Raw genomic sequence first — 14,689 nt, forward strand, 5'->3', positions numbered from 1 at the left:
TAAGGTGTTACAAACTTAGTTTTGTTGAACACTGACTTGTTGTGCAGCATGTTGAGCAAGTTCACGCGCATGATCTGTGGTTTCAGCACGTGCTGTTGCTACGCCCATACGGCGACGTTTAAAGCCTTCTGGTTTACCAAAGAGGCGTAAATCGGTGTCTGGATTAGCCAAAGCAAGATTTAAGCCAGTAAATGATAAATTGGTATCATCCACGCCTGCATAGATGACTGCGCTCGCAGCAGTACTGTGTCGAGCAGTATTCACAGGCAGACCAAGAATGGCACGTGCATGCAGTTCGAATTCGCTTTGGAATTGCGATGCAAGCGTGACAAGGCCTGTATCGTGTGGACGAGGTGATACCTCACTAAACCATACTTTATCGCCTTTGACAAACAGTTCCACCCCAAAAATGCCACATCCACCTAATGCAATGGTTACTTTATTGGCAATACGCTTGGCTTCCTCTAAAGCAAGAGCAGTCATGAGTTGTGGCTGCCAACTTTCTACATAGTCACCAGCGTCTTGGCGGTGGCCAATCGGGTCGCAAAATGATGTTTCAATTTCACCTGTTTCTGCATTTTTTGCACGAACAGTCAGCAGGGTGATTTCAAAGTCAAAGTCAATTTGTGATTCCACAATCACTGTACCTTGATTTACACGTCCACCTGTTTGTGCATATTCCCAAGCAGCATCGACTTCATCAAAGCTTTTTACACGTGACTGTCCTTTACCCGAAGACGACATGACAGGCTTAACAAAGTTTGGATAACCAATGTCATCGCATGCAGCACGGAACGCTTCAAGGGTATTGGCAAATCGGTAGGCTGAAGTCGGGAGTCCAAGCTCTTCGGCAGCTAGACGGCGAATCCCTTCACGGTTCATCGTCAGGTTGACAGCTTTTGCAGAAGGAATGACAGTGGCAATATTTTGTTCTTCGATCTCGACTAAAACTTGAGTCGCAATAGCTTCAATTTCAGGAACAATCAAATGAGGCTTCACTTGAGAAATTAAAGCTTTAAGTGCCTCAGGATCTGCCATATTTAAAGTATGAGAAAAATGTGCAACTTGCATGGCAGGAGCATGGTCATAACGATCGGCAGCATGAACTTCTACACCCAAACGTTGCAATGAAATCACAACTTCTTTACCGAGTTCACCAGAACCTAACAGTAAGACTTTATACGCTGAAGACTGAAGTGGAGTACCAATAGTGACGCTCATGTAAATCATCCATGCTTGATTTTATGGGAATTTAAGCATAGCAGAACTTGTTCGAGAGATAAGAGAGTGTTCACATAAATAAATGATATTGTCCAACAATTTTTTTTATATCTTTATGGGGGCGTTCGCTTAATTATGTACCTGCGAAAATCTTTAAATAGTGGTGTTTATTTGTTTTTATTTAAATTCACTTTAAATATGCCAGCATTTTTTACAGATGCAGGGAATGGCTCAATATCCAAATTTGCACATTGAAGCGCACGGAGCTGCACAGATATTTGACGGAAGTTGGGCCAGTATAGCAATCCGAGCAGTGGTACGGCGCATATACATAAAATCAATATTAAGCCAATTAAAATGGCAGTGAAATAGAGTGCGTCTGCAACTACCGATAGAATGTGAAATGATGAATTGAGCCATGAACTGAGGCTAAAAATGCACAATAGAAAAATCAATAAAAAACCCGCCAGCTGCAGAAAATTGCTGAACAGGCGGGGCATCGATATGTGTGAAAACATCAGGCGGCGTGGATGTAAGTGCAGAATCTGCTGTGTGTAGTTATATAAGCCCACAATCGTCTTTTGCTGATTTTTCTCTATATAAATGGCGCGGATCTGATCTGCAGGTTGGTAATGTACAGCGCAGAAATTACCACTGAACAGCTGGCTTTGAATGAAGCATTGAAAATATGTACTTTCGATGGGTTTTTGCAGTCCCCAACTCAATTCAGATGGTTGTCTAGAATGAATATAAATTTTGCCTTGAATACAATGGTACTTTGCCATCTATGGGGTTTCGCTAGATTTTTTATGTTATGCGTTGACTATCTCATAAATATTGCTAATTAAAAGGCACAGGCTGAAGAAGCTTGTGCTTGAGGTTTTTATTTGGATTGTCGCTGACTCAGCTTTAGAGATGAAAAGGTATATAGGTATAGACTAAGCCGTAAGTCAGTGCCGCAGTCAGTGTAGCAGGGACAATTTTTTTAAACTTGAAATACAAGCCTGCAAGCACAGCAAATCCAACTAACATGGCAAAGCTTTTATTTGGAGTTTCAAGCAGCGGCGGTAAGGTTGCAACCACCAACATTGAACTAATTGCGGCAATACCAATCGAGCCCAAAGCGATTTTGAGCCATAAAGAACCACGCTGCTGTGAACCTTGCTGAAATTTCTGAATTACAAAGAATGGCCCAAACCGTGATGCAAAATTCGCAATCCCGACCAAGATCCCGACCAGGATAATTTCTAGATTCATGATGCTTCACCCATATGTTCAGGATCAGGTTTTTTTAAGACATAATGTTTGAATAAACCGGCAAAAATACCAGAAGAAATACCGATAAAAATCGCAGCAGACAAGTCGATAAAGTAGCAGGCAATCGCAGAAACAATAATTGTAACCGTGACCACAAATGTATGTTTTTTCTCAAATGCGGCAAGTAAAAAGCTTAAAAACAATGCAGGCAGCAGGAAGTCGAGTGCGGCTTGTAAAAATTGTGGAAGGTTGCTGACTTGATCGGCAAATAAACCGCCTAAAAATGAGCCTGTTGCCCATGACAGCCAACTAAATAAGCTGAGTCCTAACATCCAAGATTCTGACCATTCTTGACGACGTTGCGACAGTTTAATCATACCTGATGCAAAAACTTCGTCGGTTAAACCCCAAGCCCAAACTGCCGTTTTCTTTAAATTGAGTCGGTCTTGAATCAGGTTTTGTAAAGCAGGACCGTAGAGCAAATGGCGTATATCGAGAGCAATCACAGTGAGTGCAGTCATCCAAATAGATGTTCCACTTCCCAGTAACGCAACGACGAGAAACTGACTGGCACCTGCATACATAGAACAAGATAAAAATAAGGCTTCCCACGCAGTGAAACCAAATTGAGTCGCAGAAACCCCAAATGCAAAAGAAACAGGAAGATAGGTAAAGATAATGGCTTGACTATCTTTAGCACCTTGCCAAAAACCCGCAGGCTGAACTGTAGGAAGTTTGTGCTCAGACACGACACACCTTTGAAAGAGTTGAACAACAGGTCAAATGATGATTGAGTATTGTACTCGAATTCACTAGCATATTGCCGAATATGTTTGCTGAAATGAGCCGGATATGCAGAGGTTAAAGATGCGTGGGATACTGATTGTTTCATTATTGAGCAGCACGGTGTTGTTGCAGGCCTGTGGTAATGATGGAGCTGAACAAGCTCAAGTCGAAATTAAAGCAGCACCTAAATTAACCAATGATGCAACGGAGTATGCTGCCAAAGCTTGGGCATTTATCAATGAAGTCGATCCGATTGTTTATGCAAAGCAAGTTGATCAGATGGAAGAGAAAGTCCGTGTTCCAGCGCGTAAATTGAGTACGGAATGGCGTATCAATGTCAAAATGACCGATTCTGTGACTGAAGGAAAATATGCACTGTGTCGTAAGGCTTTGACAAGTCTAGAAATTTGGGCACGTGAAAGTATTGATCAGAGTTCGGCTGTTGCACAGAAGCAAGCTGATTATGAGCGTGATAAAAATCAATGCAAAGGTGCGATTGAAAACCCTGAATTCGGAAATACCGATCCGAAAAAAGTAGGCGTTTAATCCGATCAAAGCAGTGAATTTTCACTGCTTTTTTTGGAAAGTATCAAAAAACAAGAATAAATCTATAATAGAGGATTGGAAAATTCTCCTCAAAGTATCGCTATTTCATATAAAAAATTAAATCAGTGCGCTGCCGTAGTATTGAGCTAAATTTCAAATTGCATGGTTGTTTTCTGAAGTTAAATAGATAAAAAGCATTGATTATTAAATACATAATTATTTTTTTATAAAGACTCATTGATAAAAAGCACTCCATTTTAGAACGCTAGTCGTCTGTCTTTTTCTTAAATTAATATCTTTAAAATATTAATAATACAAAGTATAGATAATGTGATAAAAAATTAAAATTATCATTATTTGATAAAATATGTAAAAATTACTGCGTAAAAGATGAAGTGTGTAAATTAAAGACGTTGAATAGGTGATTAAGATGAAAAAAACATTAATGATGTTATCGGTTTTGGCTGTTTTGACTACAGCGCTCAATGCACAAGCAGCGACTGAAGACAAATCAGAAGCATCAACTCAAGAAGTTGCAGCATGTACAAATGGTTTTGACAGTGTAAATGTTTGCAAATTATTGTCTTGATCAAAACTCAATAAAGCGAAGTGCTACAAATAAAAGCAAAATAACTATAAAGAATCATTCTGGTGCAATTAAATGCACTTATTTAAATCACAAATGTCAGACATCATGCACAGGAAGTGCATGAGCAATCTGATGTAACTCCGCTAGATCTAAAATTTCAATTTGTTTAAACGCAACACGAAGGACCTGCATTTTTTCCAATTGCTGAAGCTCCTGATTGACTGATTGTCTTGAGCAATTCATCAGTTGCGCAAGTTGTTCCTGCGAGATATGTATGGTGTGTTGCTCAATTTCCAAATGATTTCCATATCCATTTAAAATAAACAGCAGACGCTGTGCGAGACGTTGACTTAAACTTTGCGTTTGTAAGGCTATGAGTTCCATAAAGGCATAGCGAAGTTTTTGACTGGTGAGCTGGGCAATATGAAACCAAAACTCAGGGTGTTGTTGTAATAATTGCTGAATTGCTTGAGCCGGTAAGTGTAATAAGGTGGACTTTTTGGTACAGATGGCATCGTGAGAACGTGGTAATTGGTCAACCAAGGATATTTCGCCAAACCACATAATCGGCTCAGCAATGGCGGCAATCGCTTCTTTGCCATGAATATCAATATAGCCTAAGCGAACTGCGCCTTCTAAGACCGCATACATACCATTAAAACGCTGTCCTGATAAAAAAACGCGTGCGTCTTTTTCGAAAGCTAAGGTTAAGGCATGGCGGCAGATAAAGTCTTGGAAGGAAAGATTTAAGCCTGAATACCATACATTTTTATTGAGTTGATGCACATATTGAGCGTCCAGCACAGCATATCCTTATTTTTTGGTCCAACTTGTCTATTAGCTGACAACTTTATTGATGCATTTTTTATATAGTGAAATGAGTAAATGAACAAGGAGTAAGTTAATGAGCAAACTTGAAAGACTGCTAAGCCAGTATGCAGCATATCATTTAGATCGAAAAAATGTGCTAACGCATTTTGTGGGTATTCCGCTTATTGTGTTTTCGATTATGTGCCTAACAGCACGAGTAGGGCTAATGATTTCAGGTTTTGAACTGACCCTTGCATTGTTGTTGATTATTGCCAGTGTAATCTATTACCTGAGTTTAGATAAAATTTTCGGTTTGATTATGCTTTTGGTGTTTGCGGTTACGTATCCCTTAGCCTTGATGATCGCAAAGATGAGCCTCATGTCATGGTTGATCTGGAGTGTGGGGATCTTTGTGGTGGGTTGGATCATCCAATTTATCGGTCATTATTATGAAAAGAAAAAGCCTGCGTTTATGGATGATGTCATTGGCTTGGCAATAGGGCCTTTATTTGTCCTAGCAGAGTTTGTGTTTCTACTAGGCTTTCGTAAAGAGCTTGAACAACGCATGCTGACAGAAGCAAGAAGACAGCGCGCAGAGATGGATGCAAAAGCATTACATATTGCTCACCCATAAATGATTTGAATAAAAAAGCCGGATAATTCCGGCTTTTTTTTGCGCGATGTATTGATTCTCAACTGTTTAGGATTTCACAGCAGTTTTATGTTGTTCCACTGCCACCTTTTGTGCAGCGATTTTTGCTTTTGCGTCAGTATTTGCAGCTTTGGCAGCATGGGCTGAAGTTTTAGCTTCTGATTTTGCTTGTGTTGCAAGATGCTGTGCTTGAGCTGCATCATGTTTTGCTAATTTTTGATTATGTTTCACTTTGCTCTGAGCCAATTGGCTGGCTTGTTTTGCATCGTGTCGAGCGACTTTTGCATCATGCTGCGCAGCTTGTGCTGCATGTGTAGCAGTACGTTCCTGATGTTTTGCATCTTTAGCAATGGAAACACAAGTACCACCTTTATGGTTTGCACCTGTACCACCTGTAAGTGTGGTGCCTTGTGGACATGCAAACGCAGTTGCACTAAGCATTGTAAAGATACCTGCTGTTAGAATTGTGCTGATTTTTTTCATTGCTATTGTTCTATGAAAATAGGCATTAGTGCCTATGAGTAAATTTATAGCAGAACGGTAGAGATTTAAGTCGTTGCACTGTGGTGACTCAGCAACCAAATCATGTATTCGTGTCGATATAATTTTGTTTTTAAGCAGGTTTTAAGTTTTTAAATATGCTTATTTTTTGGCTTCATCATTTGCCTAAAATTAAAGAAGCCAGCAAATTGCTGGCTTCTTATGGGTGCTGTTTTATACGTTAAAACGGAAGTGTAAAACATCGCCATCTTGAACGATGTATGTTTTACCTTCTAAACGCCATTTACCTGCTTCTTTAGCGCCAGCTTCACCATTGTATTGAACGAAGTCGTTGTAGGCAACACATTCAGCACGAATAAAGCCTTTTTCGAAGTCAGTGTGAATCACACCTGCAGCTTGAGGTGCAGTTGCACCAATTTTTACTGTCCAAGCACGAACTTCTTGTACACCCGCTGTGAAGTATGTTTGAAGACCAAGTAAGCCATAACCTGCACGAATAACTACGTTTAGACCAGGTTCTTCCATGCCTAAAGCTTCAAGGAATTCAGCACGATCTTCATCTTCAAGTAATGAAATTTCTGCTTCGATTTGGTTGCAAAGGGGAACCACAATTGCATTTTCTTCAGCAGCTAATTTTTGCACTGCTTCTAAGTGAGGGTTATTTTCGAAACCATCTTCTGCAACGTTGGCAATATACATGGTTGGTTTAAGGGTTAAGAAGCCATAACCACGCACCAATTTACGTTCATCTTCATCAAGGTCAGCTGCACGCGCAGGTTTACCTTCATCCAGTAAAGGTAAGATTTTGTCTAAAACAGCTTTGGTCGCAATCGCTTCTTTATCGCCACCTTTTGCAGATTTTGCTAGACGTGTAATTGCTTTAGAAACAGCTTCTAAGTCAGCAAGTGCAAGTTCAGTGTTGATTGTTGCGATATCGTCAAGTGGATCAATTTTGCCATTTACGTGAATGACATTCTCGTCTTCAAAACAACGTACAACATGTGCAATAGCATCCGTTTCACGAATGTTAGCTAAGAATTGGTTACCAAGCCCTTCACCTTTAGATGCACCAGCAACAAGACCTGCGATATCCACAAATTCCATCGTGGTTGGGACAACACGTTGTGGGTTTACAATTTCAGCAAGTTTATCCATACGTGGGTCAGGTACAGGTACGATCCCAGTATTTGGCTCAATTGTACAGAATGGGAAGTTTTCAGCAGCAATCGCAGCTTTGGTTAATGCGTTGAAAAGCGTTGATTTACCAACGTTCGGCAGGCCGACAATACCACAGTTAAAACCCATGAAATAACTCACAAAGTATTATAAAAAAATTGTGGATGATTTTACATGAAAGCCATAATAAAGTCAGGTGATATGGGCAGGAGAATGTATATCTTATTGAATCGCGCTGAGATCGAGATGAATTCACGTCTGAATAAAGCTTAAGTTGCACTACGGATGCAGAATAGGTGCAAAAATGACATTGTGTTTCAATAACACAGTGACTAAAGTATCCCTATAAAATTACTGGGTTTTATAAACCACAGTTACAACAAAAACTTGGAGCATTTATGCGAACTCTCTACCAGTTTCCACTCTCACATTTTTGTGAAAAGGCGCGCTGGTTACTCGATCACAAAGAGTTGGATTATGTGGCTCATAATTTAATGCCGGGTGTGCATCGTGCATTTGCACAGCTTAAAACAGGGCAAAACAAATTACCGATTTTACGTGATCAAGATCATTGGGTTGCAGATTCAACTCAAATCGCCTTTTACTTGGATGCGACCTACCCCGAACATAGTCTGATCCGTCCAGATGTCAAACTGCGTGAAGACGCTTTAGAAATTAATGAACTCTCCATTGAGTTAGGCCAACATGTGCGCCGTTGGGGGTTGGCACATGTATTAAATGAAAGTGAAGAATCACTTGATATTTTAATTGGTGAAAAAGGCTATTTACGTCAGTTTGAAAAATATTCAAAACCGATTATAAAGGCACTGGTTTCTAAGGGTTATCAATTAGATACAGATAAGGTTGCGGCTTCACGTGAGCGACTGGATGAAATTGTGGTTGATTTAAATCAACGTCTGATTGAACAAGGTGGGCGTTATTTTGTGGGCGACCGATTAGGTTTAGCCGATATTGCGGTGTGTTCAATGTTAGCGCCGTTATTAGAGGTTGTCGGAACGCCGTGGGAAAAAGAGCATGGCGAAACCTTGTCAGAAGAGTTCAAAGCTTATAAAGCCTATTTGAGCGATTTGCCTTTAGGTCAATATGTACAACGCATATACCAAACAGAACGGAATGCACGGGTAGATTGGCGTGGTGTATAAGCCCTTTATATAAAACTTTGCGTCATACTGCTTAAAAAAAGCGCGCCTAATGGCGCGCTTTTTTTAAGCCACTTAATACTTACTTGGTAATATAAAAAATCAAACCGTGATGAAAAAACATTCATTTAAACACGATATATATGCAAATTATTATGTTCATAATGCATATGAGCTTTATTATTTTTAATAAATCATGCTATACATGAGAAAACTTGCACATAAATGCTGATTTTAAAACTTAAAATAACATTGAAAATGACAACAGGTGTTTGATGAATCGGGATCATCAGCACTGTTTTCAAAAATGGCTGGAGTAGACTGATGGAACTAGACCGTTTTGATAAACAAATTTTAGAAATTTTGACCCATGAAGATGTCAATTTAAATGAACTGTCAGAGCGGGTGAATTTATCGGTCAGTTCAGTTCATCGTCGGATCAAACAATTGATTGATCACAATATTATCAGTGGTCTGAAACGTGAAATTAATTATCAAAAATTGGGCTTTAGTTTGCATGTGCTGCTACAGGTGTCCTTAAGCAAACATGATACAGATACTTTTGCTAAATTTTTAGAAGCATTAGAAAGTATTCCAGAAGTCATTAATGCATTTTTGGTGACAGGGCAGTCTGCCGATTTTATTGTGGAAGTCGTTGCACGGGATATGGAAAACTATAGTGAAATTTTACTCAAGCGCATTGGTAAAATTGAACACGTAGTTGCATTACATTCGAGCTTTGTAATTAAACAATATAATGTTTTTAACTGTAATGGCTTATTAAATAAGGTTTAAATGCAGCCCTCATATATAAACTCAAACAGTTGAAAGCTAGGCAATAAAAAACGCACCGAAGGGTGCGTTTTATACTTCACTCGATTGAATTATAGAGCTTCTAACTCAGCCATTACTTCATCGGTGAATTCAACGTTGGTATATACGTTTTGAACGTCGTCAAGATCTTCAAACATATCAATCATTTTGATGATTTTTTTCGCTTGTTCGATATCTGAAATTAACGCTTTAGTTGAAGGGTTCATCACCACTTCGGCGTTATCAGATTTTAAACCTGCTGCTGCTAGCGCATCCTGAACTTCACCGAAAGTTTCCGGTGTAGTGATAACTAAAATTTCTTCTTCGTCCACTTCGATGTCTTCAGCACCCGCTTCTAAAGCGATGTCCATGATTTGATCTTCTAAAGAAACATCTTCAAAAGTAATCTCACCACGTTTGGTAAACATATAAGCCACTGAACCTGCAGTACCTAAATTACCATCAGTTTTAGAGAAACAGTGACGAACGTCAGGAACAGTACGGTTCAAGTTGTCAGTCATTGTTTCAATGATGACAGCAACACCACCAACGCCATAACCTTCGTAAGTGACTTCTTTTAGATCAGCATTTTCTTCACCGCCTACACCACGTTGGATTGCACGGTTAATGGTGTCACGTGTCATGTTTGCAACTAATGCTTTTTCAACAACAGCACGTAAACGTGGGTTAGACGCTACATCACCGCCGCCTAAACGTGCAGCTGTCACGATTTCACGGATAAATTTTGTGAATACTTTAGCGCGGCTCGCATCTTGTTTTGCTTTACGATGCTTAGTATTAGCCCACTTGGAATGACCCGCCATGCGAAATATGCTCCTTGTAGATTGGCCTTATGCCTATCAAATTGAGCAAATTCTACCATAATGGCTTTTTTGTGTGAAAGTACTGGATTTCAGGAATTGAGTAGTTGAAAAAAAAATATCCAAATTTGAGAAAATAATGCGAAATGTCTAAACGCTCGTACTGTAATTTTTCTTATGATGAGAATTGGGCTGAAAGGAGCGAGGTGATCTTGTTATAAAAGGAAGATATAAATGTACAATGCATGGAGCACGATACATTTATATCTTTAAGTACGTATATCTTAAAAAAACGTGAATGGCACTTAGTCTTTATTTTTAGGTTCTGGGATCACGATGTCTAAACCTACTTTATCTTTATAGAGCTGCTTAATTAAAGCTAAATCGTGATCGAGGTCAGTTGGGTAAATCTTACCGAAAATACCGCCTTGTTTGGTTTTTGAGTTGGCATACATTAATACAATTGGCACACCTGCAGCTTTAGCAATATACCAAAAGCCTGTGCGAATCGGTTTTCGTGCTTCACCACGTTCTGCTCGTGTCGCTTCTGGAGCAATGACTAAATTAAATTTTTCATTGGCTTCAAAATGCTCAACCATTTGAGTCACGATGTCTTTATTGGCTTTACGGTCTACAGGAATACCGCCAATCGCTTCAAGAACAGGTTTAAATGGACCTTTAAAGAGTTCTTTTTTAATCAGCGTGTGAATTTTAATGTCGTAAATTTGGCAAAGGGCCAGTGAAAGAACAGCATCCATCATTGAGGTGTGTTCAAAGCCGACGATCACTTGTTTATTTTCTAAAACATCAGGCTCTACGTGGTATTTCCAGCCTGCCAATTTAAATGCAGATTCGCCAATAAACTTTTTCAACATAGTCGGTGGTACGGTGATTTTAAAAAGGTGTAATTTCTGCTTGTTTGGATCATCAGTCAAGAGGATTTAAGTGAGCTTTGATCTGAATTATGCATATATTTCAAATCGGAATAAGAAGGGGGGATTGAAGAATTATACTTTTTAGCAATAAATCGGTTAAATTTTATATAGCAAAGCTATCATCATAGATAAAAATACTCTTAAAAATTTGCTAAATATGGCTAGGCAACGTCAGAAATTCTTATTAGACTTTTGTCGTAGGTTAAAATTTTTAACCTGTTGGTCTTAACTCGTTTTCTAACGGAGAACTCAAGCATGATTTATTTAACTGCTGTGTTATTCGCTGTTGCTATGTTTGCTTTGATTGTTATTTGGTCAATTGTTGAGTTTTATTTGGACTTAAGAAAGCCTGAACAGGTTGAGTCTTAATATTTGTGCTTTTAAAGTGTGAAATATATAGTATTTCTAAATGTCATGAATCAAAAAACATTTGCTTATAATGAATAAAATAATACCTTTTAAGTATAACAAATCGTGACTTTATTTAAGGGTATCTAGAACTTAAGCTTTTAAATTTTTCTTGAATGTATTTCTTTATAACCTACTTCTCGTATTAACCAATCGTAGCTTACTCAAGTTGACTTGAAGTTTTGTACGTATCTATATGTTATCTGCCATATCTTTTAAAGGCTTAGACAAACTTTACTTAGCTTTTAACATTAAAAAACCCCTCACGATTAATGCACGTAAGGGGTTGTTTTATATGGTGGGCCCACACGTTACCATACTTTAACTTAAATTATTGTTTTATAAAAAATTATTAAAGTGAGTGGAAAAAGATACAAACTTGGATACATGGGTTGTTTTTGTTACTTTTTTGTATTTATTTTTCATTTTTTTTCTTAGCGCTAAGAATTGAACTGATTCAGCACTAATTTAACATCATCATTCAATAGATAATATTCTGGCAAATACTAGCTATTTTTCTAAATTAGCCCTTTATAATTTTATTCCGGAACTGCTTTCTGATGTTTTAATTTTCTAAAGTTTGCTAAAGCTGCTAATTAACTATGAACACCTTGCTGTGCAAGATATTAGCTTTAGTAAAACATTTTGCTAAAGCTGGCTAATTCTGCTATTTCCCGAAAAATTAGCATTTTTAGCACAGCCTAGCATTTGTATTTTCTAAAACGTAACCTTCACTATATAAGGCTTACAACTACTTTTAGCAGGTTTAGCATGTTTTCATAAAAGAGTAGAATTTAAAACTACATAATCCTTTCCACTAATTTTTTCTATTCGCACATAATTACAGTCACAAAGAGTTGTCAAAGCATCATCACGAATATTTTTATTTCTTAATTTTGCAGGTGATGCGTGAGTAGAAATTCTCGATTTTAAAATCTTGCTACCGTTTTCTTTCATTAACCACTTAAGCAATAAGTCGCTGTCGGTTTCTTCATCTTTACCGTAGTACCTTATCCATTCATCAAGTGAGTAGGTACATAGAGCAATAGCACCTTGCATAGTCTTTGCATCAATACAATCTAACTCAGGTGTGAAATACGCTAGCACTGTTGCAACTCTTAAGCTGTATTGAATCATCCGTAAAGCGTTTGGCCGGATACTATGATATTTTCCGCTTTTGTCTGCTGCCTCTTTAATGTGGTTCTCAAATTCAATATGCAGTGCATCTGCTTCAGCATCTTTCATAAACTGAGTACGCTTACCGCTGAGATAATCAATTTCTATATGTGGTGGATATTTCAATCGTTCTGATAATTCATTAAAAGCAATGATTGCAGAATCTTCACTCGCAATAATGCACCGTGTTTCCTTAGTGACCTTGCGCCTAGCTAAAGGCTCAGGTGCTGCAAATAAAAAACGCGCTAAAAAACCTTGATGTCGTAATGCTTCATTATTAAGTGCCTTTTTTGCCATTACATCCTGAATGCATAAATCCACGCTAAACCTTTTATCTATGACAATCTCGGGTTCATCATTGCCGTGCAAGGTGCTAGAGCTTTCTCCTTGATCTATAAGAGTATTAATCACCCCTAAAGATTCGCCCATCGTATCGCTGGTGAGAGAGTAACCACCCAAAACCATTGCGCCCTCTGTAGTTTGCCATGCAAAGCTAGTGCGGATTGAGCGTGACATAGCTTTTACAATACCTTGTGTCGTACCTTTCGTGTAGAGAGTGACTGGGTTAATGGGTAGTGGTATATCTTTCTTTTCTTTGGGGGGGAGAGCTTCATAAGCGCGCTTCTCAGCAAGATAACCCACCTTGTCTTTTCTATCTCGATCTACAATAGATTTTGCCAATAGATTTCTAGTTTCATCTTTACCACCACCGCTTTCAAATACTGAAAGTGTACCAAACGAACACGGTTGCCCTTTGATACTTTTATCACTCGGAGCTTGTGCATGTTCTTGCGCAACATACACCATCAATCCCAATGCTGTTTGTCCCGCTAGTGCAAGAGGTACATGGTTGTAATATGCCGCTTTTTTTACGGCATTCTGTACAATTTCTGGAAAAGCATGGATTGGATAAGATGCATTTGATTCTTTCTGTACGAGTGGTAACAATTCTTCCCATTGCTTTAATGGTTCTCGAATAAATGTGTTAGGGTCAATTGCTTGCTTGAGCTCGTTAATTTTTTCTGAAAAAAAATACTTTATTTGTGTAGATTGAAGTTCTTTAAAACTCTCGTCCAACTTTATAAATAAATCCTGATTTTTTTTAGGTTGATTAAAGCCTGTCATAGCCCTAAAAATTGTTTCAGGCATACCGCTATTGATAATCCGATACGCGACATCAATATCAGAATGGAATATGACTGATTCACCAGCCTTAGCAAGTTTTGCAAATAACTCTGCGCTATCAGTACCTAAAACATACTGCATAGAGGTAGTATTTTTAATACTTGCAACGATTCCTTCTTTACCAATCAAAAAAGATACTTTTTTAGAATCAATCTCTTTGTGTGGTGTCTGAGTTATATCCCATTTCTTCGCAATTCCACCAATTCGATAACCAATAACCTCTTTAAGCTGCTGGGGGTTTACAAAAGGAAAAACTGTGTTTTCTTCGCAGTTATATTCCGGCAATTCAGGATGGATATAGCTTTCAGGCTTAACTTTGAGATTCTGCTCATCAATACAGCCTTTTGCAAAATCTTCAATCGAATGATATTCGGTTTTATTGCCTGTCACCGGATCGGTGCTTGCTGCAAACGGTTCGTTAAAAATGATTTTTACATTCATTTTTCACCCTCCAGCTCAGAATCTGAAGGATTTAAACTCAAAACCCAATTTTTTATTTCATTTTCACGATAAAAAATTCTAGCTTGTTTTTTATCTCCAAATTTTATTGGCTTCGGAAACGAAGAATCTTTTTGTTGCAAGTTATACAACGTATTTCTACTAATTTTTAGAATACGGCAAACATCTTTAATCTTCAAAAGCATTTGTGAGCT

General features: G+C 38.3%; 16 protein-coding genes. 5 read left to right on the plus strand and 11 right to left on the minus strand.

The window, feature by feature from the left end:
* Positions 1-15: 15 nt before the first annotated feature.
* The 4 genes from purT to FTU36_RS00095 form a co-directional block, all read right to left on the minus strand.
* Entirely contained in the window at positions 16-1,230 is a 1,215-nt protein-coding gene (gene purT / locus FTU36_RS00080; protein ID WP_171263820.1) for a formate-dependent phosphoribosylglycinamide formyltransferase, read from the minus strand.
* Positions 1,231-1,388: 158 nt separating this feature from the next.
* Positions 1,389-2,006: a hypothetical protein gene (locus tag FTU36_RS00085; RefSeq protein WP_180116580.1), complete on the minus strand. Its 618-nt coding sequence runs from the start codon at positions 2,004-2,006 to the stop codon at positions 1,389-1,391.
* Positions 2,007-2,130: 124 nt separating this feature from the next.
* Positions 2,131-2,478: an L-valine transporter subunit YgaH gene (gene ygaH / locus FTU36_RS00090; RefSeq protein ID WP_078189050.1), complete on the minus strand. Its 348-nt coding sequence runs from the start codon at positions 2,476-2,478 to the stop codon at positions 2,131-2,133.
* Positions 2,475-3,227 carry an AzlC family ABC transporter permease gene (locus FTU36_RS00095; protein WP_078194362.1) on the minus strand — a complete coding sequence of 251 codons (753 nt, stop codon included), beginning with the start codon at positions 3,225-3,227 and terminating at the stop codon, positions 2,475-2,477. Before FTU36_RS00095 ends, ygaH begins: the two co-directional genes overlap by 4 nt.
* Before the next feature lie 103 nt (positions 3,228-3,330).
* On the opposite strand from FTU36_RS00095, the gene FTU36_RS00100 reads away from it, so the two are divergent.
* Positions 3,331-3,810: a hypothetical protein gene (locus tag FTU36_RS00100; protein ID WP_180116581.1), complete on the plus strand. Its 480-nt coding sequence runs from the start codon at positions 3,331-3,333 to the stop codon at positions 3,808-3,810.
* Between the two features lie 430 nt (positions 3,811-4,240).
* Positions 4,241-4,399 carry a hypothetical protein gene (locus tag FTU36_RS00105; protein ID WP_180009458.1) on the plus strand — a complete coding sequence of 53 codons (159 nt, stop codon included), beginning with the start codon at positions 4,241-4,243 and terminating at the stop codon, positions 4,397-4,399.
* Between the two features lie 96 nt (positions 4,400-4,495).
* On the opposite strand, the gene FTU36_RS00110 is transcribed toward FTU36_RS00105, so the two are convergent.
* Positions 4,496-5,203 carry a Crp/Fnr family transcriptional regulator gene (locus FTU36_RS00110; RefSeq protein ID WP_180056007.1) on the minus strand — a complete coding sequence of 236 codons (708 nt, stop codon included), beginning with the start codon at positions 5,201-5,203 and terminating at the stop codon, positions 4,496-4,498.
* Between the two features lie 100 nt (positions 5,204-5,303).
* Here FTU36_RS00110 and FTU36_RS00115 point away from each other — a divergent pair, with 100 nt between their 5' ends.
* Positions 5,304-5,843 (plus strand): DUF962 domain-containing protein, encoded by a 540-nt coding sequence (locus tag FTU36_RS00115; RefSeq protein ID WP_180116582.1) that lies wholly within the window; start codon positions 5,304-5,306, stop codon positions 5,841-5,843.
* A gap of 66 nt (positions 5,844-5,909) precedes the next feature.
* Here FTU36_RS00115 and FTU36_RS00120 read toward each other — a convergent pair whose 3' ends face one another.
* On the minus strand, positions 5,910-6,302 hold the full coding sequence (locus FTU36_RS00120; protein WP_257224772.1) for a hypothetical protein: 393 nt from the start codon (positions 6,300-6,302) through the stop codon (positions 5,910-5,912).
* Positions 6,303-6,575: 273 nt separating this feature from the next.
* Positions 6,576-7,667: a redox-regulated ATPase YchF gene (ychF, locus tag FTU36_RS00125; RefSeq protein WP_078189045.1), complete on the minus strand. Its 1,092-nt coding sequence runs from the start codon at positions 7,665-7,667 to the stop codon at positions 6,576-6,578.
* A gap of 269 nt (positions 7,668-7,936) precedes the next feature.
* Here ychF and FTU36_RS00130 point away from each other — a divergent pair, with 269 nt between their 5' ends.
* Both FTU36_RS00130 and FTU36_RS00135 read left to right on the plus strand, forming a co-directional pair.
* Positions 7,937-8,701 (plus strand): glutathione S-transferase family protein, encoded by a 765-nt coding sequence (locus FTU36_RS00130; RefSeq protein WP_168379640.1) that lies wholly within the window; start codon positions 7,937-7,939, stop codon positions 8,699-8,701.
* A gap of 321 nt (positions 8,702-9,022) precedes the next feature.
* On the plus strand, positions 9,023-9,493 hold the full coding sequence (locus FTU36_RS00135) for an Lrp/AsnC family transcriptional regulator (RefSeq protein WP_111885999.1): 471 nt from the start codon (positions 9,023-9,025) through the stop codon (positions 9,491-9,493).
* A gap of 89 nt (positions 9,494-9,582) precedes the next feature.
* Here the strand turns inward: FTU36_RS00135 and FTU36_RS00140 are convergent, their stop codons facing one another.
* From FTU36_RS00140 to FTU36_RS00155, 4 genes are all read right to left on the minus strand, one after another.
* A complete protein-coding gene (locus tag FTU36_RS00140) occupies positions 9,583-10,335 on the minus strand; it encodes a YebC/PmpR family DNA-binding transcriptional regulator (RefSeq protein ID WP_078189042.1) in 753 nt (250 codons plus the stop codon).
* A gap of 302 nt (positions 10,336-10,637) precedes the next feature.
* Positions 10,638-11,207, minus strand: a complete 570-nt coding sequence (locus FTU36_RS00145) for a 1-acyl-sn-glycerol-3-phosphate acyltransferase (protein WP_078189041.1) — start codon at positions 11,205-11,207, stop codon at positions 10,638-10,640.
* Positions 11,208-12,452: 1,245 nt separating this feature from the next.
* Positions 12,453-14,477 (minus strand): DUF3987 domain-containing protein, encoded by a 2,025-nt coding sequence (locus tag FTU36_RS00150; protein ID WP_180115300.1) that lies wholly within the window; start codon positions 14,475-14,477, stop codon positions 12,453-12,455.
* Positions 14,474-14,680 carry an AlpA family transcriptional regulator gene (locus FTU36_RS00155; protein WP_180115299.1) on the minus strand — a complete coding sequence of 69 codons (207 nt, stop codon included), beginning with the start codon at positions 14,678-14,680 and terminating at the stop codon, positions 14,474-14,476. Before FTU36_RS00155 ends, FTU36_RS00150 begins: the two co-directional genes overlap by 4 nt.
* Between the last annotated feature and the right edge of the window lie 9 nt (positions 14,681-14,689).

The sequence above is a fragment of the Acinetobacter sp. YH12096 genome, from assembly GCF_013419215.1.
GTDB classification, from domain to species: domain Bacteria; phylum Pseudomonadota; class Gammaproteobacteria; order Pseudomonadales; family Moraxellaceae; genus Acinetobacter; species Acinetobacter amyesii.